Genomic DNA, 20,611 nt, shown 5'->3' with positions numbered 1-20,611 from the left:
GTCAGTTGTTCAGCGCTGGGCGAGGCGCTCGGTGAGGGCCTCGTGCACGATCGGGGGCAGCAGGTGGGAGACGTCGCCGCCCCAGGTCGCGACCTCCTTGACCAGGGAGGACGACAGGAAGCTGTAGGTGGGATTGGTCGGCACGAAGAGCGTTTCGACGCCGGAGAGGCCGTTGTTCATCTGGGCCATCTGCAGCTCGTAGTCGAAGTCGCTGACGGCCCGCAGGCCCTTCACGATCGCCGGGATGTCGCGCTGCTTGCAGAAGTCGACCAGGAGGCCGTGGAAGGACTCGACCTCGACGTTGCCGAAGTCCGCGGTGACCTGACGGATCAGGTCGATCCGCTCCTCGACCGTGAACAGGCCCTTCTTGGACTGGTTGATCATCACCGCGACATGTACGACGTCGTACAGCTTCGAGGCGCGGCCAATGATGTCGAGGTGTCCATTGGTGATGGGGTCGAATGACCCCGGACAGACGGCGCGGCGCAACTTGATTCCCTCGCTCTCCGGTCCGGTCATCGTGCGTCTTCGCACGTAGAGGCGGCGCGACCGTACCAAAGCGTTCCCTCGCCGTAGCGACGGGCCCGCAGTGGCTCGAATCCCTTGGGCCAGCTGAATTCTCCGCCTCTGGTGCTGCGTTCCACGGTGACGAGGGCGTCGGCTGTGAGCCACCCCTGGGCACGGAGTGTGAGGAGTATCTCGCCAAGATCGCCGTCGGTCACGGCGTACGGCGGATCCAGGAACACCACGTCGTACGGCTCCGCGGGCGCCGGTCCCGTCACGATCTGTTCGGCTTTGCCGGTACGGACTTCGGCGCCGGGCAGGCCGAGTGTGCGGACGTTGTCCCGGACGATACGGACGGCCTTGGGGTCGGCCTCGACGAGCAGGGCGTGGACCGCGCCTCGGGAGAGCGCCTCCAGGCCGACGGCGCCGGAGCCCGCGTACAGATCCGCGATACGGGTGCCGTGGAGGCTGCCCAGGAGCGCTTCCCAGGTGGAGAAGAGCCCCTCGCGTGCACGGTCGGAGGTGGGGCGGGTGCCGGTGCCGGGCGGGACGGCCAGGCGGCGTCCGCCGGCCGAGCCGGCGATCACGCGGGTCATGGGTGTCTGGTCCTCGGTTCGTGGGTGGCCCACAGGGTGCTGCGGCGCCGTGCCACCACGATATGGCGTCGTGGCGGATCGGGCTTGCGCACCCATTCCCCCTTGTCGCCCCTTGTCCAGGTACTCCTCTGTCACCCCTTACTAACCCTTGTCACCCCTTGTCGAGGTACTCCTCGCGCTCCTTGTCGAGCAGTGCGTCCAGCGCGATCCGCAACTCGGGCAGGTGTTCCAGCTCCGGGTCGGCGGCGACGACCGCGACTGCCTCCTCGCGGGCGGCGGCGATGACCTCCTCGTCGTCGATGACCGTGAGCATCCGCAGCGAGGAGCGGACCCCGGACTGGGCCTGGCCGAGGACATCGCCCTCGCGGCGCTGTTCGAGGTCGATCCGGGACAGCTCGAAGCCGTCGAGGGTGGCGGCGACGGCGGAGAGCCGGGCGCGGGCGGGGCTCGCCTCATGGGCCTCGCTGACCAGCAGACAGAGTCCGGCGGCGGAGCCGCGGCCGACCCGGCCGCGCAACTGGTGGAGCTGGGAGACCCCGAACCGGTCGGCGTCCATGATCACCATGGCGGTGGCGTTGGGGACGTTGACCCCGACCTCGATGACGGTGGTAGCGACGAGGACGTCGACCTGGCCCGCGGCGAAGCGGCGCATCACGTCGTCCTTGTCGTCGGGGTTCATCCTGCCGTGCAGCACCTCGATGCGCAGACCGGCGAGCGGGCCCTTGGCGAGCTGATCGGCGATCTCCAGGACGGCGAGCGGCGGGCGCTTCTCGCCGTCGTCCTCGGCCGCCTTCTTCTTCCCCTTCTTGCCCGCCGCCTCGTCCTCGGCGTCGTCGCCGATGCGGGGGCAGACCACATAGGCCTGGTGCCCGTTCTCCACTTCTTCGCGGACCCGTTCCCAGGCGCGGCTGAGGAAGTGCGGCTTGTCCTTGGCGGGTACGACATGGCTGGCGATCGGCGAGCGGCCGGCCGGGAGCTGGTCCAGTACGGACGTCTCCAGATCGCCGAAGACGGTCATGGCGACCGTACGGGGAATGGGGGTCGCCGTCATGACCAGCAGGTGCGGCGGCTGCTTCCCCTTCGAGCGCAGCGCGTCGCGCTGTTCCACCCCGAAGCGGTGCTGTTCGTCGACGACGACCAGGCCCAGGTCGTGGAACTGCACCTTGTCCTCGATCAGCGCGTGTGTGCCGATCACGATCCCGGCCTCGCCGGTGACGAGGTCGAGCAGCGCCTGGCGGCGGGCCGCGACGCCCATGGAGCCGGTGAGCAGCACCACCTTCGTGCCCTGCTCGGAGCCGCCGAGCATGCCGCCCTCGGCCAGCTCGCCCATCATCTCGGTGATGGAGCGGTGGTGCTGCTGGGCGAGCACTTCGGTGGGCGCGAGCATGGCGGCCTGCCCGCCCGCGTCGACGACGCCGAGCATGGCGCGCAGCGCGACCATGGTCTTTCCGGACCCGACTTCGCCCTGGAGGAGCCGGTGCATCGGGTGCTCGGTCGCCAGGTCGTCGAAGATCTCCTTGGAGACCTTCTGCTGTCCTTCGGTGAGGGTGAAGGGCAGCTTGGCGTCGAAGGCGTCGAGCAGTCCGCCGGGCCTGGGCCTGCGGGCCACTGCCGGGAGCTGGGTGTCGGCGTATCTGCGGCGGGCCAGCGCGACCTGGAGGACGAAGGCCTCGTCCCACTTCAGCCGGTCCCTGGCCTGTGCGATGTCCGCCTTGGTCTGCGGTCGGTGGACCTTCAGCAGCGCTTCCGGGAGCGAGGTGAACCCGCGGCCCTCGCGCAGACCGGCCGGCAGCGGGTCGACGGCCTCCCGCGCGCTGGGCAGCACGGTGTCGACGGCCTTGGCGATCCGCCACGAGTCCAGCTGTTTGCAGGCCGGGTAGATCGGCAGCAGCCGCCCGGCGAAGGCGTCCACCGCTTCCGTGGCCTCGGCCCCGTCGATGGACTCGGCGTCCAGCAGCTGGTACGTGGGGTGGGCCAGCTGCATCTTCCGGGCGAAGACGGAGACCTTGCCCGCGAACATCGCGCGCCGGCCGGGCAGCAGCTCCTTGTGCGGCTTGTGGACGCCATGGCCGAAGAAGACCAGCTGGAGGCGGCCGTTGCCATCGGTGAGGGTCACTTCGAGGCGCTTGCCGCGGCCTTGGTTGAACATCATGATGCGGGCGTCGGCGACCTGGGCGACGACCGTCACATGCTCGTCCAGCGGGAGGTCGGTCAGCGCCGTGAGCCGGCCGCGCTCCTCGTACCGCCGCGGGTAGTGGTGCAGCAGATCACCGACCGTGTGCAGGTCGAGGTGGTCGGCCATCACCTTCGCGGTGGCTCCGCCGAGCAGCTTCTTGAGGGGTTCATCGAACGCAGACACGCGATCCATTGCACACCACACCACTGACAGATGTCCGGCGGGCACCACGCGGACACCGGAATCCCCTGGTCAGATTTGTCGCCACGCCCCCAGGATCGGCTCCCACGCTTCCGGCTCGCGATCACCTTTCACAGGATCGCCCGACCCGCGCCGTCGCCAGTCCCCCACCGGCGCTGCGACGATGACATCTGAGACCCCAGCGAATTCCGCGTCCCCGAATACTCCGAGTCCTTCGAATACTCCGAGTCCTTCTCCGATCGGTCGCCGCACACCTTCCAGGTGGATCTGCGCGGACTGCTTCCAGGTGGATCTGCGCGGACTGGTCGATCCCCTCTCCCACCCTCTCTACTCCTCCCCTCGTGTCTACCTCCGTGAGCTGCTGCAGAACGCCGTGGACGCCATCACGGCCCGCCGCGTCGAGCAGCCGGACGCGCCCGCCCTGGTGCGGCTGTACGCGGACGGCGGGCGGCTGCGGGTCGAGGACAGCGGGATCGGCCTGACCGAGACCGATGTGCACAGCCTGCTCGCGACGATCGGCCGCAGTTCCAAACGCGACGGGGCCGAGGGGCCGGCCTCGGCGCGTGCCGAGTTCCTCGGCCAGTTCGGTATCGGGCTGCTGGCGTGCTTCGTCGTCGCGGCCGAGATCCGGGTGGTCAGCCGCTCGGCGCGTACGCCCGGTTCGCCGCCCGTGGAGTGGTGCGCCCGCGACGACGGTTCGTACACCGTCCGTACCCTGCCCGACAGCGCACGCCCGGAGCCCGGCACCACGGTGACGTCGCGGCGTACCGGGGCGATGTGCGGGGCGCACTGGAGCTGTACGAGCGGGCCGCCGCCGGGACCAATGACGCCGGACTGCCGTGGTACGCAGTCGAGTACGAGGCCAAGACGGCCGGGGTCGCCGCCCAACTCGGCGAGTACGAGCGGGCGGAGCGCGCCGCCCGGGCCGCCCTGGAGCAGGGGGCGGAGTTCGTCACGGCGCCCGGACGGGCCCGGCTGCATCTCCGGCTCGCCGAAATCCTCGGTGGCACCGGGCAGTTCGACGAGGCGACCGAGCATGCGCTGGATGCCTCGCACTGGGCGGACGAGTCGGGCGAGAGCGCGACGCTCGGGGTCCACGCCCGCCATCAGCTCGGCGGCTGGCTGCTTCAGCTGGGCCGGGCCGCGGAGGCTGCTGCCGTGCTGGAGGCCGTACTGCCCGACATCACGGCCGAGGACCACGGTGACAGCGCGGTCCCAGACGTTGTGGTGGCTCGGGGACTCCCTCACCGCGCTCGGCGAGCCGCGGGAGGCGGCGCAGCACTGGCTGGAGGCGGCGGACATCGCCCGCCACTGGCCCGAGCAGCACGACCACGCGATGCTCGCCAATCTTGCCGCGCAGGCGCTCTACCGGGCCGATCTCGACTCCCAGGCCGAGCAGGCGTACACCCGGGCCGGGGAGCTGTGGCGCGAGCTGGGCGACGTCCCTGCGCTGGTACGGACGCTGCGGGTGCGGGCATGGATCGCGATCCGGGACGGGCAGCCGGGCCCGGACGCGGCACGGGCGTTCATGGCGGCGGCCGAGCGGGAGTGCGAGGCGGCGCTGGCGGGTGGCCCGGCAGAAGGGGCGCCCACGCTGCTGGCGGAGCTCGCGGACACCCACCGCCAGACCGGCGAGCTGATCGCCCATGTCTGCCAGGGCGAGCCGGGTGAGGCGCCGGAGTTCGAGGAGGCGCTCGCGTACGTGCACCGGGCGGTCGCCGGCTTCGCGGAGGCCGGGCCCGGCTTCCTCGGCCTGCGCACGGCCGCCGATCTGATGGCCGCCTGGCTGGAGGCCGACCTGAACCGCCCGGACGCGGCCCGGGCACGGGCCCGCAGCGTCCTCGATGTGTACGGGGACGGGGAACCGGACGAGACGGGCCGGGCACGGCGGGCGGAGGCGGAGGCGCTGCTGAAGTACGTGACCAAGAATTCGAGCCCGTCCGGCACTTGAGAACAGTCTCCGACCCGCGCGTCCGACGCACAGGTACAGAAATCAATCCCGTCCGGCACTTGAGGACAGTCCCTGACCCGCCCGTCCGACGCTTGAGGAAGTCCCTGACCCGCCCGTCCGACGCTTGAGGACACCCGCGCCGGCCGCGCGCCGCCCTACTCCACCCCGATCAGCAGCGGAGCGCACTGGTGGCCGCCCCGGTACACCACCGTGTCGACCGCCAGATAGCCCTCGCGTACGTGCTCCTCCAGCGCGTCGGCCAGGCTGTCGGGGACGTCCTCGCCCAGGACCAGGGTGACCAGTTCGCCGCCCGCCGCCAGCATGCGGTCCAGCACGTTCCGGGCCGTTTCCGGTACGTCCTCGCCGATGACCGCGACATCACCGTCGATCAGGCCCAGGATGTCGCCGGCCTGGCAGATGCCCGCCATGGTCCAGGACTGCCGCTCGGCGACGGCCAGTTCGGCGTAGCGGGTGGCGCCGGCCGCGGCGGTCATCGCCACCACGTCCTCGTCGAAGCTGCGGCCGGGTTCGTGGACGGCGAGGGCCGCGATGCCCTGGACGGCGGCCCGGGTCGGGATCAGGGCGACCCGGACGCCCTCCGTGCGGGCCTGTTCGGCCGCGGCAGCGGCGGTGTGGCGCAGCTCCGCGTCGTTGGGCAGCAGAACCACCTCGCGGGCGTGCGCCCGGCGGATCGCGTCGACCAGTTCGCCGCTGGCAGGCGGTTCCCCGGGGCGCGCCAGGACCGTCGTGGCCCCGGCCTCCTTGCACAGGCCGCGGAGCCCGTCGCCGGGGACCACCACGACGACCGCACGCTGCACGGGTTCGGTGTGGGGGTGCACCCGGTCGGCTCCGAAGTGGGTGATCCGGATGCGGTACGGCCGCCCCGCCTCGACACCGGCCTCCACCGCCGCACCCGCGTCGTCGACATGCACATGGACGTTCCACAGCCCGTCGCCGCCCACCACCACGAGCGAGTCACCGAGCCCGTCGAGCCGGGTCCGCAGCCGGTCCACGGCGTCGTCCGTGGCCTCCAGCAGGTAGATGACCTCAAAGGCCGGTCCGCCCTCCGCGCAGTCCTCCGGCACAGCTACGAGGTGCGCGGGCACGGCCACGTATGTGCGCTCGGGCGCCCGCCCGGAGACCGCTTCGACGAGTGCCCCGAGCACCGTCACCAGGCCCCGTCCCCCGGCGTCCACCACGCCTGCCCGCCCGAGGACGGCAAGCTGTCCGGGGGTCGCCTCCAGGGCCGTCCGCGCTCCCTCGTACGCCGCCCGTGCGACCGCCGTGGTTCCGGCGTCGCCCGCCGTGCGCCCGGCGGCCTCGGCGGCTGCGGTGGCCACGGTGAGCACGGTGCCCTCGACGGGGTGGGCGACGGCCTGCCGGGCGGCGGCGGCGGCCTCGGTGAGCGCCCGGCGCAGATGGTCCGTGTCGTGCCCGTCGGCCAGCACCCCCGCCATCCCGCGCAGCAGCTGGGCCAGGATCGTGCCGGAGTTTCCGCGGGCACCAATCAGTGCTCCGTGCGCCATGGCCCGTACCGCGTCGGCGGCGGCGGGCACGGTCGTACCGGTCTCGTGGGCGGCGAAGACCGCTTCGACGGCCTGGGTGGCGGATTCGACGGTCAGATAGAGGTTCGTACCGGTGTCCCCGTCGGCGACGGGGTACACGTTGATCGCGTCGATCGCCTCGCGCTCCCGGCCCAGCGCCTCAAGGGCCAGTGAGCACCAGGTACGCACCGCGACGGCGTCCATGTCGTCGGCGGTCTGCGGCACCTGTCGGTCCTCCTCGAAATCGGCCATGGGTGGCCGGCTGCACCGCAGAGTAGTCCCGTGCGCCGGATCCGGCGGGGACAGGGGCGGGACGGGAGGCAGCTGAACCCATGGTAGTTTCGTTCCACCGACGCAGCCGTTGTATGCTGCTTCGGTTGCCCGATGAAAGTCGGGCCATCCCTCCGGTGCCGCCACTTCAGTCAAATGATTCCGGCGCGCCGGAATTCACTGTAAGTGCACCTGAAGTCTTTGGAGTGACCCGTGGCTGCCAACTGCGACGTCTGCGGCAAGGGGCCGGGCTTCGGCAACAACATTTCGCACTCGCACCGCCGTACGTCCCGTCGCTGGAATCCCAACATCCAGCGCGTGCGTGCCGTGGTCGGTCGGACGCCGAAGCGGCTCAACGTCTGCACCTCGTGCATCAAGGCCGGCAAGGTCGCGCGCTGACGTTCCCGTCGTAGCGCAGCCTTCCGGTTGCCCAAAAAGCCGGTCCACCTCGGTGGACCGGCTTTTTGCTGTGCTCCTGGGGCCCTCACACGGCGCGCGTGCGCCAGCCGTGGTCGACGGGGCCGATTCCGGCGCCCAGCGGGAAGCCCGCCGCGATCGCCCCGGTGACGTACGCCTTCGCGCCCCGTACCGCCGTGGGTACGTCCTGGCCCCGGGCCAGTGAGCAGGCGATCGCCGAGGCGAGCGTGCAGCCGGTGCCGTGGGTGTGGCGGTTGTCGTGCCTCGGTGCGCGCAGCCAGTGCTCCTCGGTGCCGTCCGTCAGCAGATCGACGGGCTCGCCGGGCAGATGGCCACCCTTGATGACGACCCAGCGCGGCCCGAAAGCCAGTACCTCGGTGGCGGCCTGCCGCATTCCGGCCTCGTCCGTGACGCTCACGCCGGTGAGCTGCGCCACCTCGTCCAGGTTCGGGGTGGCGACCGTGGCGACCGGCAGCAGTTTCGTCCGTACGGAATCGAGCGCCTCGGCGGCCAGCAGCGGATCTCCGTGCTTGGAGACCCCGACCGGATCCACGACGACCGGGGCGTCGGTGCCCGCGAGGAGTTCGGCCACGGTCTCCACGAGGGCGGCCGACGAGAGCATGCCGGTCTTCACCGCCTGCACACCGATGTCGTCCACCACACTGCGGTACTGGGCGCGTACGGCCTCGACGGGCAGCTCCCAGGCGCCCTGCACCCCCAGCGAGTTCTGGGCCGTGACGGCGGTCAGCACGCTCATTCCGTGCACACCGAGCGCCAGCATCGTCTTCAGATCGGCCTGAATGCCCGCACCGCCGCCGGAATCGGATCCGGCGACGGTGAGCACACGGGCGGGTACAGCAGCAGATATGGGCATGGGCCGAAATCTACTGGGCATCCTCGATGTCCCCGAAATGGTCCCAGCCGCCCTTGCTGGTCCAGGGCGCCCCGTCGACCGTCACCTGCGGCAGCGCCGAGGGGTTGAGGACCTCGCCGATCACTTTCCAGCGGGCGGGCAGCTTCACGTCCGGCGGGAAGGTGGCGACGATCGCGTGGTCCTCTCCCCCGGTCAGCACCCACTGCAGCGGGTCCACGCCGACGGCCTGACCGATGTCGGACATCTGCGAGGGGATGTCGATGAGTCCGGAGCGCAGATCGATCCGGACCTTGCTGGCCTCGGCGATGTGCCCGAGGTCGGCGACGAGTCCGTCGCTCACGTCCGTCATCGCGGTGGCGCCGAGCCCTGCGGCCGCGGGGCCTGCGTGGTACGGCGGTTCGGGGCGCCGGTGAGCCTCGACGAAGGCGCGGGGCGAGCGGAAGCCGCGGGAGAGCACGGCGTATCCGGCGGCGGACCAGCCGAGCCAGCCGGTGACGGCGACGACATCGCCGGGCTGGGCGCCGGACCGCAGGACCGGTTCGTGGTTGCGCAGATCGCCGAGTGCGGTGATCGAGACGGTGATCGTCTCACCGCGCACCACATCGCCGCCGACCACAGCCGCACCGGCGACCTGGCACTCGTCACGGATGCCGTCCATCAGCTCACCGGCCCAGGTGACCGGGAGTTCGGCGGGGACGACCAGGCCGAGCAGCAGCGCGGTGGGCACGGCGCCCATGGCGGCGATGTCGGCGAGGTTCTGGGCGGCGGCCTTGCGGCCGACGTCGTACGCCGTCGACCAGTCGCGACGGAAGTGCCGTCCCTCCAACAGGATGTCCGTACTGGCCACGACCCTGCGGTCGGGAGCGGACACGACCGCGGCGTCGTCGCCGGGGCCGAGCCGTACCGCCGGAGTGGTGGTGAGCCGGGAAGTGAGCTCCCTGATGAGCCCGAACTCCCCCAACTCGCCCACGGTTCCCTTCACCGAGTCTCACCTCTCATCTATCGCGCCGGACGATCGTCCGGGCTGCTTCAGCGGCCGGGGGTCCGGATCGTGGACCGGCCGCCGCCGCAGGGAGCAGTCTGCACCGGTTCTCATCGGCATGTCTGTCCCCCTTTCGCACCGCTGCACTTGCGGTCGCGGGCCGTCACTGCTGTCGGTACTGTCAAGAGATACGTCAACTTGTGTCTTGTGTACGCCACGCTGTGGACGTCAACCACCCCGTAGGTCTCCCCGCGGCCCGCGGCAACGCGATACCGTGGCGTCCCTTTCCCCCACATGATCCTCGTGGCCGCCCTGGAGGTTCCGTGGTACAGGCGTACATCCTTATTCAGACCGAGGTGGGCAAGGCGTCGACCGTCGCCGAGACCATCGCCAAAGTTCCGGGAGTGATCCAGGCAGAGGACGTAACCGGCCCCTATGACGTGATCGTGCGCGCCCAGGCCGACACGGTCGATGAACTCGGCCACATGGTGGTCGCCAAGGTCCAGCAAGTGGAAGGCATCACCAGAACCCTGACCTGCCCGGTCGTTCATCTGTAGTCCCCGTCTACGCTGGGCCGGTGACATCATCGCGCCGCCGGCTCTGCCACCCCGTATTTCTCGGTCCGTCCGTTGCCGCACTGCTGCTGGCCGCGACGGGCTGCTCCTCAACGGACGCCGCGGCGTCGATCACGGTTCCCACACCGTCACCGGAAGCCGCAGCCTACTGCCGTGCACTGCACAAGGAGCTGCCGAAGACCGTTGCCGGACTCGACCGCGGTGACACCGGGACGAAGTCCGAGCTGACCGCCGAGTGGGGGGACGGAGCGATCGTACTGCGCTGCGGTGTCCCCCGGCCCGCGAAGATGGACGATCCCATGGCGAAGGGGACCGAGGCGGACGGCGTCAACTGGCTGCTGGAGCAGCCGGAAGACGCCGGTCCGCGCTTTACGACGACCTACCGCAAGGCGTACGTCGAGGTGAGTCTGTCGACGGCGTACGCGCATGACGCGACCCCGTTGGCCGCGTTCGGCCCGGCCGTCAGGAAGACGGTTCCCAGCAGCCCGTAGGGCGTGTGCTCCGCGACGGGAGCGCACGCCCTACGGTGCGGGACTCTTCTCAGCGCAGGCCGGTCGGCCGGTTCAACGCGGCCTGGATCAGCCGGTCCACCAGCTCCTGGTAGCTCACGCCGCTCTCCTGCCACATCCGCGGGTACATGGAGATCGGGGTGAAGCCCGGCAGCGTATTGATCTCGTTGATCACGAAGCCGCCGTCCTCGGTGAGGAAGAAGTCGGCGCGTACCAGGCCCTCGCAGGACGTGGCTTCGAAGGCGTCGACCGCCAGTCGCTGGACCTCGGCCGTCTGCTCCTCGGTGAGCGGGGCGGGCACGATCCCGGAGGCCGAGTCGATGTACTTGGCCTCGAAGTCGTAGAAATCGTGCGAGGTCACAGGGGGGATCTCGGCGGGCACGCTGGCGCGCGGTCCGTCCTCGAACTCCAGCACCCCGCACTCGATCTCGCGGCCGCGCAGCAGCGACTCGACCAGGAACTTGGGGTCGTGGCGGCGGGCTTCCTCGATCGCCTCGTCGAGACCGGAGAGGTCGTCGACCTTGGTGATGCCGATCGACGAGCCGGCCCGGGCGGGCTTGATGAAGAGCGGCCAGCCGTGGTCACCGGCGAAGTCCACGATGCGCTTGCGGGCAGCGGAGGGGTCCGTGTCCCATTCGCGGGGGCGTACCACGACGTAGGGGCCGACCGGCAGCCCGAACGAGGTGAAGACCCGCTTCATGTACTCCTTGTCCTGGCCGACCGCCGAGGCGAGCACCCCGGCGCCGACGTACGGCACACCGGAGAGCTCCAGGAGCCCCTGAAGGGTGCCGTCCTCGCCGTACGGGCCGTGCAGCACGGGGAAGACGACATCGACCTCGCCGAGTGCCTTGGGGACCGAGCCGGGCTCGCTGTACACCACTTCGCGGCTGCCGGGGTCGACGGAGAGCACCACGGCGCCCTCGGTGGACTCGGCCAGCTGGGCCACGTCCGGCATCTTCCGGTCCGTGATGGCCATGCGTGCGGGCTCGTCGGCGGTGAGCGCCCAGCGGCCGTCCGTCGTGATGCCGATCGGCAGGACGTCGTACTTCGTCCGGTCGATGGCGTTCAGGACGGCGCCGGCCGTGACGACCGAGATGCCGTGTTCGGAGCTGCGGCCGCCGAACACGACGGCCACGCGCGGCTTGCGGAGCTGCTGCTCCGGGCTCTGGGGGAGGTTCTCGCTGCTCATATCGCGTTGAGCGTACCTGCTGGTACCACTCGCGTCAGCGTGGCCGGGGCCGCTGGAGCGGTGACCGCGAACGTTCACCACCCTGCGCGCCCCCAGGGGCCTGTCGTCAGCGTCGCTCGGGCTTCGCGCTGCGCGACATCAGCTCGCCCAGCGCGACCATCGGCGGCTTGCCCTCGTGGACGATGCCGACGACCGTCTCGGTGATGGGCATGTCGACGCCGTGCCTGCGCGCCAGATCGAGCACCGATTCACAGGACTTGACGCCCTCGGCGGTCTGCTTGGTGACCGCGATCGTCTCCTGGAGCGTCATTCCGCGGCCGAGGTTGGTGCCGAAGGTGTGATTGCGCGAGAGCGGCGAGGAGCAGGTCGCCACCAGGTCGCCGAGGCCCGCGAGTCCGGAGAAGGTCAGCGGGTCGGCGCCCATGGCGAGGCCGAGACGGGTCGTCTCGGCGAGGCCGCGGGTGATGAGCGAGCCCTTGGCGTTGTCCCCGAGGCCCATGCCGTCGGCGATGCCCACGGCGAGACCGATGACGTTCTTGACCGCGCCGCCGAGTTCGCAGCCGACCACATCGGTGTTGGTGTACGGGCGGAAGTACGAGGTGTGGCAGGCGGTCTGGAGGCGCCGGGCCACGGACTCGTCCTGGCAGGCGACAACGGCTGCGGCGGGGCGGCGTTCGGCGATCTCCTTGGCCAGGTTGGGGCCGGTGATGACGGCGACGCGGTCCGCGGAGACCTTGGTGACGTCCTCGATGACCTCACTCATCCGCTTCGCGGTGCCGAGTTCGACGCCCTTCATCAGCGAGACGAGAACGGTGTCGGAGCCGAGGTGCGGGGCCCAGTCGGCGAGATTGGCGCGCAGCGTCTGCGAGGGCACCACGAGCACGGCGAAGTCGGCACCGTGCAGCGCCTCGGCGGCGTCGGTGGTGGCCCGGATCGACGCGGGGAGTTCAATTCCCGGCAGATAGTCCGGGTTGGTACGGGTCGTGTTGACCGCCTCGGCGACTTCGGCGCGACGGCCCCAGAGGGTGACCTCGCAGCCGGCGTCGGCGAGAACCATGCCGAAGGCTGTACCCCATGAGCCGGTTCCGAAGACGGCTGCCTTTGCGGGGTGCGTCACTTGGGTCCCTTTCCTTCGGCCTTGCGCCGCTGTTCTGCACGCGCCTTGCGGTGGTCGTACGGTTCGGCGGGCGCCTTCTCGCCCCGTACGATCTCCAGCTGCGCGGTCACCGCGGCCATGATGACCTCGGTCGCCTCGCGCAGGACGTCCGGCGTCGGATCCTTGTCGTAGAACCGGGAGAGGTCGACGGGCGGTCCGGCCTGCACCTGGAGGGTCTTGCGGGGGAACAGCCGGAACTTGTTCTCCTTGGCGTACGGCGGCATGGCCAGGTTGGCGCCCCACTGGGCGACCGGGATGACCGGGGCCTTCGTCATCAACGCGACGCGGGCCGCACCGGTCTTGCCGGCCATCGGCCACATGTCGGGGTCGCGGGTGAGGGTGCCCTCCGGGTAGAAGGCGACGCATTCACCGCGCTCGATGGCGCCGACAGCGGCCCTGAAGGCGTCCAGCGCATTGGTCGTTTCGCGGTACACGGGGATCTGTCCGGTGCCGCGCAGCATCATTCCGACAAAGGGGGTCTTGAAGAGGCCCGCCTTCGCGAGAAGCCGCGGCACCCGTCCGGTGTTGTACTGGAAGTGACCGTAGGAAAGCGGGTCCAGATACGAGTTGTGATTGACCGCAGTGATGAATCCGCCGTCGGCCGGAATGTGTTCCATTCCCCGCCAGTCACGCTTGAACAGAACCACCAACGGCGGTTTTGCGATGGCCGCCGCCAGGCGGTACCAGAAGCCGATTCTGCGGCGGGACACTCGGACACCTTCCTCTAAGGACCTGACTGCTGCCTGGCTACCGACGGTCAAGTCTCGCCCCAGGCCCCTGCTCTGTCGAGAACACCGTACGCCCCGCTTTCGGGACCGACCCTCCGGGTTCTCGCACCGGCAGGCGAGAATAAGCGGCGATGCGTATCGAGAGGGAGATCGCCACGAACACCGACCCGGCCGGTCCTTGGTCCCTGGTCGTCCCGTTGAAGCCCTTGGCGCGGGCCAAGAGCAGGCTCGCGCCCGCGACGGGCGCCGCGCTGCGCCCACGGCTCGCCCTCGCCTTCGCCCGGGACACCGTGGCCGCCGCCCTGTCCTGCCGGGCGGTACGGGATGTGGTGGTCGTCACGGACGATACGGAGGCCGGGGCGGCTCTCGCGGCCCTCGGAGCACACGTCGTTCCCGACGAACCGGACCGCGGACTCAACGCCGCCCTGGCACACGGTGAGCGGACCGTGCGGGACCGGCGGCCCGGGGCGGCCCTCGCCGCTCTCAATGCGGATCTGCCCGCGCTGCGCCCCGCAGAATTGGCCCGGGTACTCGATTTTTCCGCCGCATTTCCCCGGGCATTTGTCACTGATGCGGCAGGAATCGGTACAACATTTCTGTCGGCTGCGCCGGGAGTGGAATTGCGACCGGATTTCGGCGGTTCTTCCCGGGCCCGGCATCTGGACTCCGGAGCGGTGGAAATCGGCCTGACCGGCATCGATTCGGTCCGCCAGGACGTGGACACCGGCGACGATCTGCGGGCGGCGCTGGCCCTGGGGGTCGGCCCGCACACGGCGGGGCGCTGGGCCGCGGGAGCCCCGTCGGCGGACCGATAGGCTGCCGTTCATGCAGGCGACCTCGTACACGTACGACCCCGAGACCCGCACCGGCAGTGTGCTGCTCGACGACGGCACCCCGGTGGAATTCGATGCCAGGGCCTTCGACGCCGGCGGTCTGCGGCTGCTGCGTCCGGGGCAGCGGGTGCGGATCGAGGGCACCGGCGAGGGCGCGGATCTGCGGATCACGCTGGTGACGCTGCAGACGTTCTGAACGGCTGCGCGCACCCTTCCCACGACAGCCCGCGGGCCGGGCTCCCCGAGGGGAGCCCGGCCCGGCGCGTGTGAGTAGCCCTGCGCTGCTCGGTCTCACTTCTTCCGTGCAGTGGCCTTCTTCGCCGTGGTCTTGCGCGCCGTGGTCTTCTTCGCGGGCGCCTTCTTCGCCGTGGCCTTCTTGGCGGGCGCGGTCTTGCTGGCGACGGCCTTCTTGGCGGCCGTCGTCTTCTTCGCCGCCGCTGCGGTGGTCTTCTTGGCCGCTGCCGTGGTCTTCTTGGCCGCCGCGGTGGTGGTCTTCTTCGCGGTGGTCTTCTTCGCGGCAGTGGTCTTCGCAGCGGTCACGGCCTTCTTGGCGGTGGCCTTCTTCGCCACGGCCTTCTTCGCGGTGGCCTTCTTGGCGGCTGCCTTGGTCGTCGTACGGGTGGAAGCACCGCCCGAGAGGCTGCCCTTGGGCGCCTTCTTCACGGCCACCTCACCCTTGGGGAGCTTCTTCGAGCCGCTCACCAGGTCCTTGAAGCCTTGTCCCGCACGGAAACGGGGCACCGAGGTCTTCTTGACCCGCACCCGCTCACCCGTCTGCGGGTTGCGGGCGTAGCGGGCGGGGCGGTCGACCTTTTCGAACGAGCCGAAGCCGGTGACCGAGACACGGTCCCCCGCGACAACCGCACGGACGATCGCGTCGAGCACCGCGTCGACGGCGTCCGCGGCCTGCTGACGGCCGCCGACCTTGTCGGCAATCGCTTCTACGAGCTGCGCCTTGTTCACGTCTTCCCCTTCGGAGACATTGCCAGAACGAAAGTGTTCAAGCGTTTTCGCACGTTAGGCAGATATATACCGCAAATCAAACACGAAACGGGCTAATCACCCTAGTGCCGCAACGAAGTCGACCGCTGCGCAGTTCCGCAGAGTCAGTCACCTTCGGGGAATCGGCCCTCATCGAGGTCCTTCATCAACCGGTCCAGACGCCTTGCCGCATCCGGGAGATCGTGCTTAGCCGCGGCCGTGATGACCAACAGCTTCCGGGACAGCGCCATCCTTACGCCCTCCGGGACTTGCAGTGCGCGCACTCTTGTGTGCGCTTCCTTCAATCGGTCGGCGACTTGGCCGTAAAGCTTGAGTTGGCTGTCGCGTTCCATGCACCGATTGTGCCATCTGGGGCGAGTTGTCGCCCGACGGGGTCTCAACAAGCGACTGCGCCCCCTACCAGATGGCAGGGGGCGCAGTCCCGGAAACGCGCTGCTCAGGCGTTAATTGTACGCGGTTTGAAGGTCGGCCTTGCCGCCTCATAAGTCGCGATGTCCGCTTCGTTCTGAAGGGTGAGGCTGATGTCGTCCAGCCCGTTCAGCAGCCGCCAGCGGGCGTTCTCGTCAAGCTCGAAATCGGCCGTGATGCCCTCGGCACGGACCTGGCGGGACTCCAGGTCGACGGTGATCTCGGCCGTCGGGTCGGTCTCGGTCAGCTCCCAGAGCGCGTCGACGACCTTCTGGTCGAGGACGACGGTCAACAGCCCGTTCTTCAGCGAGTTGCCGCGGAAGATGTCGGCGAACCGGGAGGAGATGACGGCCTTGAAACCGTAGTTCTGCAGCGCCCACACGGCGTGCTCGCGGGACGATCCGGTGCCGAAGTCGGGACCGGCCACCAGCACCGTGGCGCCGCTGCGCTCCGGGCGGTTGAGGACGAAGTTCTCGTCCTTGCGCCAGGCCTCGAAGAGTCCGTCCTCGAAGCCGTCGCGGGTGACCTTCTTCAGCCAGTGGGCGGGGATGATCTGGTCGGTGTCGACGTTGCTGCGGCGCAGCGGGACGGCCCGGCCGGTGTGTGTGGTGAAAGCTTCCATGATTCTCAGACTCCGGCGGGCGTACGGGCGTCGGACAGGTCGGCCGGCGAGGCCAGGTGGCCCAGCACGGCGGTGGCGGCGGCGACCTGCGGGGAGACCAGGTGCGTACGGCCGCCCTTGCCCTGCCGGCCCTCGAAGTTGCGGTTCGAGGTGGAGGCGGAGCGCTCGCCGGGGGCCAGCTGGTCGGGGTTCATGCCGAGGCACATCGAGCAGCCCGCGTGCCGCCATTCGGCGCCTGCGGCGGTGAAGACCTTGTCCAGGCCCTCCTCGACGGCCTGCAGAGCGACCCGGACGGAGCCCGGGACGACCAGCATCCGTACGCCCTCGGCGACTTTGCGGCCGTCCAGGATCGCGGCCGCGTTACGCAGGTCCTCGATCCGGCCGTTGGTGCAGGAGCCTACGAAGACGGTGTCCACGTTGATCTCGCGCAGCGGCTGGCCGGCGGTCAACCCCATGTATTCCAGGGCCTTTTCGGCGGCGTTGCGCTCCGAGGCGTCCTCGTACGAAGCCGGGTCGGGGACGTTGGCCGACAGGGGCGCGCCCTGGCCGGGGTTGGTGCCCCAGGTGACGAACGGCGCCAGTACGGCGGCGTCGATGACGACCTCGGCGTCGAAGACCGCGTCGTCGTCGGTGCGCAGCGTCTTCCAGTACGCGACGGCGGCGTCCCAGTCCTCGCCCTGCGGGGCGTGGTCGCGGCCCTTCAGGTAGTCGAAGGTGGTCTCGTCCGGGGCGATCATGCCCGCCCGGGCGCCGGCCTCGATCGACATGTTGCAGATGGTCATCCGGGCTTCCATCGAGAGCTTCTCGATGGCGGAACCGCGGTATTCGAGGATGTAGCCCTGGCCGCCGCCGGTACCGATCCTGGCGATGATCGCGAGGATCAGGTCCTTGGCGGTGACGCTGTCGGGCAGTTCGCCCTCGACGGTGATCGCCATGGTCTTCGGGCGGGCCAGCGGCAGCGTCTGGGTGGCCAGGACGTGCTCGACCTGGCTGGTGCCGATGCCGAACGCCAGCGCGCCGAAAGCGCCGTGCGTGGAGGTGTGGGAGTCGCCGCAGACGACCGTGGTGCCGGGCTGGGTCAGGCCCAGTTGCGGGCCGACCACATGCACGACGCCCTGCTCGACGTCGCCCAGCGGGTGCAGCCGTACACCGAACTCCGCGCAGTTCTTGCGCAGGGTCTCCAACTGGGCGCGGGAGACCGGGTCGGCGATCGGCTTGTCGATGTCGAGGGTCGGGGTGTTGTGATCCTCGGTGGCGATGGTGAGATCGAGGCGCCGCACCCGGCGTCCGGCCTGCCGGAGGCCGTCGAAGGCCTGGGGGCTGGTCACCTCGTGCAGCAGGTGCAGATCGATGAAGAGGAGGTCGGGCTCACCTTCGGCGCGCCGGACGACATGGTCGTCCCAGACCTTCTCCGCGAGTGTCCTACCCATCGCTTTCCCTCCGGCCGGCGTCTTCGCCGGCCCAACTAGAGATTCGGTGCGCCGCCGTCCGGACCCCCGTGCGGGGCGGTGGCTGCGGGCCGTTGTGTGGCCGCCCCTACAGGTTCGCAACTTCCGCCGAAAATTGAACTTGCGTTTCACAGAGTGAGACGGGAGTATCGTCGTATGGACAACTCTAGCGGCGTCGGCGTTCTCGACAAGGCAGCTCTGGTATTGAGCGCCCTGGAGTCCGGTCCGGCCACCCTCGCCGGGCTGGTCGCGGCGACCGGGCTCGCACGACCCACGGCTCATCGACTGGCCGTGGCACTGGAACACCACCGGATGGTGGCGAGGGACATGCAGGGCCGTTTCATTCTCGGCCCCCGGCTGGCGGAGCTCGCGGCGGCGGCGGGCGAGGACCGCCTGCTGGCCACGGCGGGACCGGTGCTCACCCACCTCCGCGACATCACCGGCGAGAGCGCGCAGCTCTACCGGCGACAGGGCGACATGCGGATCTGCGTGGCGGCGGCGGAGCGGCTGTCCGGTCTGCGGGACACCGTGCCGGTCGGCTCCACGCTCACCATGAAGGCCGGCTCGTCGGCCCAGATCCTGATGGCCTGGGAGGAGCCGGAGCGTCTGCACCGCGGCCTCCAGGGCGCCCGTTTCACGGCGACGGCGCTCTCCGGCGTACGGCGCAGGGGCTGGGCCCAGTCGATCGGCGAGCGCGAGCCGGGCGTGGCCTCGGTCTCGGCGCCGGTGCGAGGCCCCTCGAACCGGGTGGTCGCCGCCGTCTCGGTCTCCGGACCGATCGAGCGGCTGACCCGGCACCCGGGCCGGATGCACGCCCAGGCGGTCATCGACTCGGCGGCCAGGCTCAGCGAGGCCCTGCGCCGCACGGGCTGACGTACGTAAGAAATACTCCGGCCGCCCCAGCGTCGTGGCGGCCCCTCTCAGAACCTCACTTCGCGGACGAGCGGTGCGCGAGACGGTCCGCTGCCCGGCGGCCCCGCCCCTCGATCGGCAGTACGCCGGTCACCGCGGCCAGTCCGTAGGCCGGCATATCGGCGTAGATCGATTCGTAGCCACCCTCGGGCACTATGTACGTCTCGTGCCACAGCCCCACATGCTGCCGGGACTTCTTCTCCTTACGGTTCATCATCGCCCAGGCCTTGCGGTGGAACATGTCGGGAGCGCTCGCGTACGCGTACAGCTTCTCCTTCGACTCCCAGTACTGGACGACGTAGTACGTCCGCGGCGAGCCGGACAGCAGCGTGTAGCCGAGCAGACCGCGGCTCCTGTCCTTGCTCAACTCCCGCAGCATGCGCGGCATTGCCGCCAGCACGGGCAGCCAATGGTGCACGCCCCGGAAGTGGTTGATGCGCATCCCGATGAGCAGGACGACCACCTCCCCCTCGGCTGCGGCGGTCGTCCGCCCCGGAATCGGCTTCGCGAACATGGCCGTACCCCCTTCTCCTCTTGGAGAGTGCCACTATCCAATGATTGGATAGTGGCACTGCCCAAGAGGTGGTGCAAGGGAAGGCACGGAACATGCGACTCTCGGAACTGAGCGAGCAGAGCGGCGTCAAGACCGCGACGATCAAGTACTACCTGCGCGAGGGGCTGCTGCGGCCGGGCCACCGGGTCAGCGCGACGCAGGCCGAGTACGACGAGAGCCATCTGCGCCGGCTGCGTCTGGTGCGGGCCCTGATCCAGGTCGGCCGCCTCCCCGTGGCCACGGCCCGCGAGGTCCTGTCCCATGTCGACGACGAGTCCCTGGGCCGGACGATTCGTCTGGGCGCCGCGCTGTGGTCGCTCCCGCACGGTCCGGACCCGGACGAGGACGCCCCGGAGACGGCGGCTGCCCGCGAGGAGGTCGAACGGCTCCTGGACCGGCTCGGCTGGGCGACCTCGCAGGAACTCGGCTCCCTGTCCCCCGCCCATCGCGCGCTGGTGTCGTCGGTGGCCACCCTCATCCGGCTCGGCTATCCCTGTGATGTCGAGTATCTGGCCGAGCAGGCCCGCCTCATGCACCAAGTCGCCGTCCAGGACCTGGACATGATGGAGACGTACCCCACGGAGGCGGAACAGGTGGAGACGGCGGTCGCGTCGGCCGTGCTCTACGAGCCGCTGCTGATGTCGCTGCGCAGGATGGCTCAGGAGGAGGAGTCGGCCCGGCGGTACGGGCTCTGAGGGACAAGAGAAAGGGCCCCTCACCGAGGTGAAGGGCCCTTGTCTGTCGCTCTGTTGTACCCCCGACCGGATTCGAACCGGCGCTACTGCCGTGAGAGGGCAGCGTGCTAGGCCGCTACACAACGGGGGCTTGTTACTACTCTTGCATTTCTGCGCTGGGCTACCAGGACTCGAACCTAGAATGACGGTACCAGAAACCGTAGTGTTGCCAATTACACCATAGCCCATGGTGTTACAAGTACCCCCGACCGGATTCGAACCGGCGCTACTGCCGTGAGAGGGCAGCGTGCTAGGCCGCTACACAACGGGGGCCCTAGCGATCCTGCATCGAGAGCGTGGGTGCGACCCAGATGATCTCGCGGGAAGGATCTGTACCCCCGACCGGATTCGAACCGGCGCTACTGCCGTGAGAGGGCAGCGTGCTAGGCCGCTACACAACGGGGGCTTGTTACTACTCTTGCATTTC

22 protein-coding genes, 4 tRNA genes and 1 pseudogene are annotated in these 20,611 nt (G+C 69.7%); 9 read left to right on the top strand and 18 right to left on the bottom strand.

Annotated elements, in window-relative coordinates:
• Positions 1–9 precede the first annotated feature (9 nt).
• The 3 genes from coaD to recG all read right to left on the bottom strand — a co-directional run bounded on the left by coaD (position 10) and on the right by recG (position 3,468).
• Positions 10–489 (bottom strand): pantetheine-phosphate adenylyltransferase, encoded by a 480-nt coding sequence (gene coaD / locus ACGFU7_RS20200; RefSeq protein ID WP_393697454.1) that lies wholly within the window; start codon positions 487–489, stop codon positions 10–12.
• Between the two features lie 26 nt (positions 490–515).
• Positions 516–1,100 carry a 16S rRNA (guanine(966)-N(2))-methyltransferase RsmD gene (gene rsmD, locus ACGFU7_RS20195; protein WP_393697366.1) on the bottom strand — a complete coding sequence of 195 codons (585 nt, stop codon included), beginning with the start codon at positions 1,098–1,100 and terminating at the stop codon, positions 516–518.
• Positions 1,101–1,251: 151 nt separating this feature from the next.
• On the bottom strand, positions 1,252–3,468 hold the full coding sequence (recG, locus tag ACGFU7_RS20190) for an ATP-dependent DNA helicase RecG (RefSeq protein ID WP_393697365.1): 2,217 nt from the start codon (positions 3,466–3,468) through the stop codon (positions 1,252–1,254).
• A 172-nt stretch (positions 3,469–3,640) separates the two neighbouring features.
• Here recG and ACGFU7_RS20185 point away from each other — a divergent pair.
• Positions 3,641–4,231, top strand: a pseudogene (locus tag ACGFU7_RS20185) (ATP-binding protein); the annotation flags it as partial.
• A gap of 447 nt (positions 4,232–4,678) precedes the next feature.
• A complete protein-coding gene (locus ACGFU7_RS20180) occupies positions 4,679–5,428 on the top strand; it encodes a hypothetical protein (protein ID WP_393697460.1) in 750 nt (249 codons plus the stop codon).
• 155 nt (positions 5,429–5,583) lie between these two features.
• Here the strand turns inward: ACGFU7_RS20180 and ACGFU7_RS20175 are convergent, their stop codons facing one another.
• On the bottom strand, positions 5,584–7,197 hold the full coding sequence (locus ACGFU7_RS20175; RefSeq protein ID WP_393697453.1) for a DAK2 domain-containing protein: 1,614 nt from the start codon (positions 7,195–7,197) through the stop codon (positions 5,584–5,586).
• Positions 7,198–7,455: 258 nt separating this feature from the next.
• On the opposite strand from ACGFU7_RS20175, the gene rpmB reads away from it, so the two are divergent.
• Complete coding sequence (gene rpmB, locus ACGFU7_RS20170) at positions 7,456–7,641, top strand: 50S ribosomal protein L28 (protein ID WP_030928661.1); 186 nt, start codon at positions 7,456–7,458, stop codon at positions 7,639–7,641.
• A gap of 85 nt (positions 7,642–7,726) precedes the next feature.
• Here the strand turns inward: rpmB and thiD are convergent, their stop codons facing one another.
• Both thiD and ACGFU7_RS20160 read right to left on the bottom strand, forming a co-directional pair.
• Positions 7,727–8,533, bottom strand: coding sequence for a bifunctional hydroxymethylpyrimidine kinase/phosphomethylpyrimidine kinase (thiD, locus tag ACGFU7_RS20165; RefSeq protein WP_393697364.1), 807 nt, complete (start codon positions 8,531–8,533; stop codon positions 7,727–7,729).
• A gap of 10 nt (positions 8,534–8,543) precedes the next feature.
• Positions 8,544–9,515, bottom strand: a complete 972-nt coding sequence (locus tag ACGFU7_RS20160) for a thiamine-phosphate kinase (protein WP_393697363.1) — start codon at positions 9,513–9,515, stop codon at positions 8,544–8,546.
• Between the two features lie 323 nt (positions 9,516–9,838).
• On the opposite strand from ACGFU7_RS20160, the gene ACGFU7_RS20155 reads away from it, so the two are divergent.
• Positions 9,839–10,072 carry an Lrp/AsnC family transcriptional regulator gene (locus ACGFU7_RS20155; protein ID WP_393697362.1) on the top strand — a complete coding sequence of 78 codons (234 nt, stop codon included), beginning with the start codon at positions 9,839–9,841 and terminating at the stop codon, positions 10,070–10,072.
• Positions 10,073–10,092: 20 nt separating this feature from the next.
• The gene (locus ACGFU7_RS20150) at positions 10,093–10,581 is read left to right on the top strand and encodes a DUF3515 domain-containing protein (protein WP_393697361.1); all 489 of its coding nucleotides are present in this window, start codon (positions 10,093–10,095) and stop codon (positions 10,579–10,581) included.
• 49 nt (positions 10,582–10,630) lie between these two features.
• Here the strand turns inward: ACGFU7_RS20150 and ACGFU7_RS20145 are convergent, their stop codons facing one another.
• From ACGFU7_RS20145 to ACGFU7_RS20135, 3 genes are all read right to left on the bottom strand, one after another.
• On the bottom strand, positions 10,631–11,788 hold the full coding sequence (locus tag ACGFU7_RS20145) for a D-alanine--D-alanine ligase family protein (RefSeq protein WP_393697360.1): 1,158 nt from the start codon (positions 11,786–11,788) through the stop codon (positions 10,631–10,633).
• 106 nt (positions 11,789–11,894) lie between these two features.
• The gene (locus ACGFU7_RS20140) at positions 11,895–12,905 is read right to left on the bottom strand and encodes an NAD(P)H-dependent glycerol-3-phosphate dehydrogenase (protein ID WP_393697359.1); all 1,011 of its coding nucleotides are present in this window, start codon (positions 12,903–12,905) and stop codon (positions 11,895–11,897) included.
• On the bottom strand, positions 12,902–13,654 hold the full coding sequence (locus tag ACGFU7_RS20135) for a lysophospholipid acyltransferase family protein (protein ID WP_393697358.1): 753 nt from the start codon (positions 13,652–13,654) through the stop codon (positions 12,902–12,904). The genes ACGFU7_RS20140 and ACGFU7_RS20135 overlap by 4 nt, the downstream gene beginning before the upstream one ends.
• Positions 13,655–13,803: 149 nt before the next feature.
• On the opposite strand from ACGFU7_RS20135, the gene cofC reads away from it, so the two are divergent.
• Both cofC and ACGFU7_RS20125 read left to right on the top strand, forming a co-directional pair.
• Entirely contained in the window at positions 13,804–14,487 is a 684-nt protein-coding gene (gene cofC / locus ACGFU7_RS20130; RefSeq protein WP_393697357.1) for a 2-phospho-L-lactate guanylyltransferase, read from the top strand.
• A 10-nt stretch (positions 14,488–14,497) separates the two neighbouring features.
• The gene (locus tag ACGFU7_RS20125; protein ID WP_327370078.1) at positions 14,498–14,701 is read left to right on the top strand and encodes a hypothetical protein; all 204 of its coding nucleotides are present in this window, start codon (positions 14,498–14,500) and stop codon (positions 14,699–14,701) included.
• Positions 14,702–14,796: 95 nt separating this feature from the next.
• On the opposite strand, the gene ACGFU7_RS20120 is transcribed toward ACGFU7_RS20125, so the two are convergent.
• The 4 genes from ACGFU7_RS20120 to leuC form a co-directional block, all read right to left on the bottom strand.
• A complete protein-coding gene (locus ACGFU7_RS20120) occupies positions 14,797–15,468 on the bottom strand; it encodes an HU family DNA-binding protein (protein ID WP_393697356.1) in 672 nt (223 codons plus the stop codon).
• Positions 15,469–15,611: 143 nt separating this feature from the next.
• Positions 15,612–15,839 (bottom strand): hypothetical protein, encoded by a 228-nt coding sequence (locus ACGFU7_RS20115; RefSeq protein ID WP_072487271.1) that lies wholly within the window; start codon positions 15,837–15,839, stop codon positions 15,612–15,614.
• A 104-nt stretch (positions 15,840–15,943) separates the two neighbouring features.
• Positions 15,944–16,537, bottom strand: coding sequence for a 3-isopropylmalate dehydratase small subunit (gene leuD / locus ACGFU7_RS20110; RefSeq protein ID WP_393697355.1), 594 nt, complete (start codon positions 16,535–16,537; stop codon positions 15,944–15,946).
• A gap of 5 nt (positions 16,538–16,542) precedes the next feature.
• Positions 16,543–17,967 (bottom strand): 3-isopropylmalate dehydratase large subunit, encoded by a 1,425-nt coding sequence (gene leuC / locus ACGFU7_RS20105; protein WP_393697354.1) that lies wholly within the window; start codon positions 17,965–17,967, stop codon positions 16,543–16,545.
• A gap of 174 nt (positions 17,968–18,141) precedes the next feature.
• Here leuC and ndgR point away from each other — a divergent pair, with 174 nt between their 5' ends.
• A complete protein-coding gene (ndgR, locus tag ACGFU7_RS20100; RefSeq protein ID WP_014048551.1) occupies positions 18,142–18,858 on the top strand; it encodes an IclR family transcriptional regulator NdgR in 717 nt (238 codons plus the stop codon).
• A gap of 55 nt (positions 18,859–18,913) precedes the next feature.
• On the opposite strand, the gene ACGFU7_RS20095 is transcribed toward ndgR, so the two are convergent.
• Complete coding sequence (locus tag ACGFU7_RS20095; protein WP_393697353.1) at positions 18,914–19,411, bottom strand: DUF4188 domain-containing protein; 498 nt, start codon at positions 19,409–19,411, stop codon at positions 18,914–18,916.
• Positions 19,412–19,503: 92 nt separating this feature from the next.
• Between ACGFU7_RS20095 and ACGFU7_RS20090 the strand changes: the two genes are divergently transcribed.
• On the top strand, positions 19,504–20,145 hold the full coding sequence (locus ACGFU7_RS20090; protein ID WP_393697352.1) for a MerR family transcriptional regulator: 642 nt from the start codon (positions 19,504–19,506) through the stop codon (positions 20,143–20,145).
• A 57-nt stretch (positions 20,146–20,202) separates the two neighbouring features.
• On the opposite strand, the gene ACGFU7_RS20085 is transcribed toward ACGFU7_RS20090, so the two are convergent.
• From ACGFU7_RS20085 to ACGFU7_RS20070, 4 genes are all read right to left on the bottom strand, one after another.
• Positions 20,203–20,275, bottom strand: a tRNA-Glu gene (locus tag ACGFU7_RS20085).
• A gap of 25 nt (positions 20,276–20,300) precedes the next feature.
• Positions 20,301–20,372, bottom strand: a tRNA-Gln gene (locus ACGFU7_RS20080).
• A 12-nt stretch (positions 20,373–20,384) separates the two neighbouring features.
• Positions 20,385–20,457, bottom strand: a tRNA-Glu gene (locus ACGFU7_RS20075).
• 60 nt (positions 20,458–20,517) lie between these two features.
• Positions 20,518–20,590: transfer RNA gene (locus ACGFU7_RS20070), tRNA-Glu, on the bottom strand.
• Between the last annotated feature and the right edge of the window lie 21 nt (positions 20,591–20,611).

Source organism: Streptomyces sp. NPDC048473 (assembly GCF_043200155.1).
Taxonomy (GTDB): Bacteria; Actinomycetota; Actinomycetes; order Streptomycetales; family Streptomycetaceae; genus Streptomyces.
The sequence above is the reverse complement of the archived record's forward strand: the minus strand, read 5'-3'. Positions and strand labels throughout refer to the sequence as shown.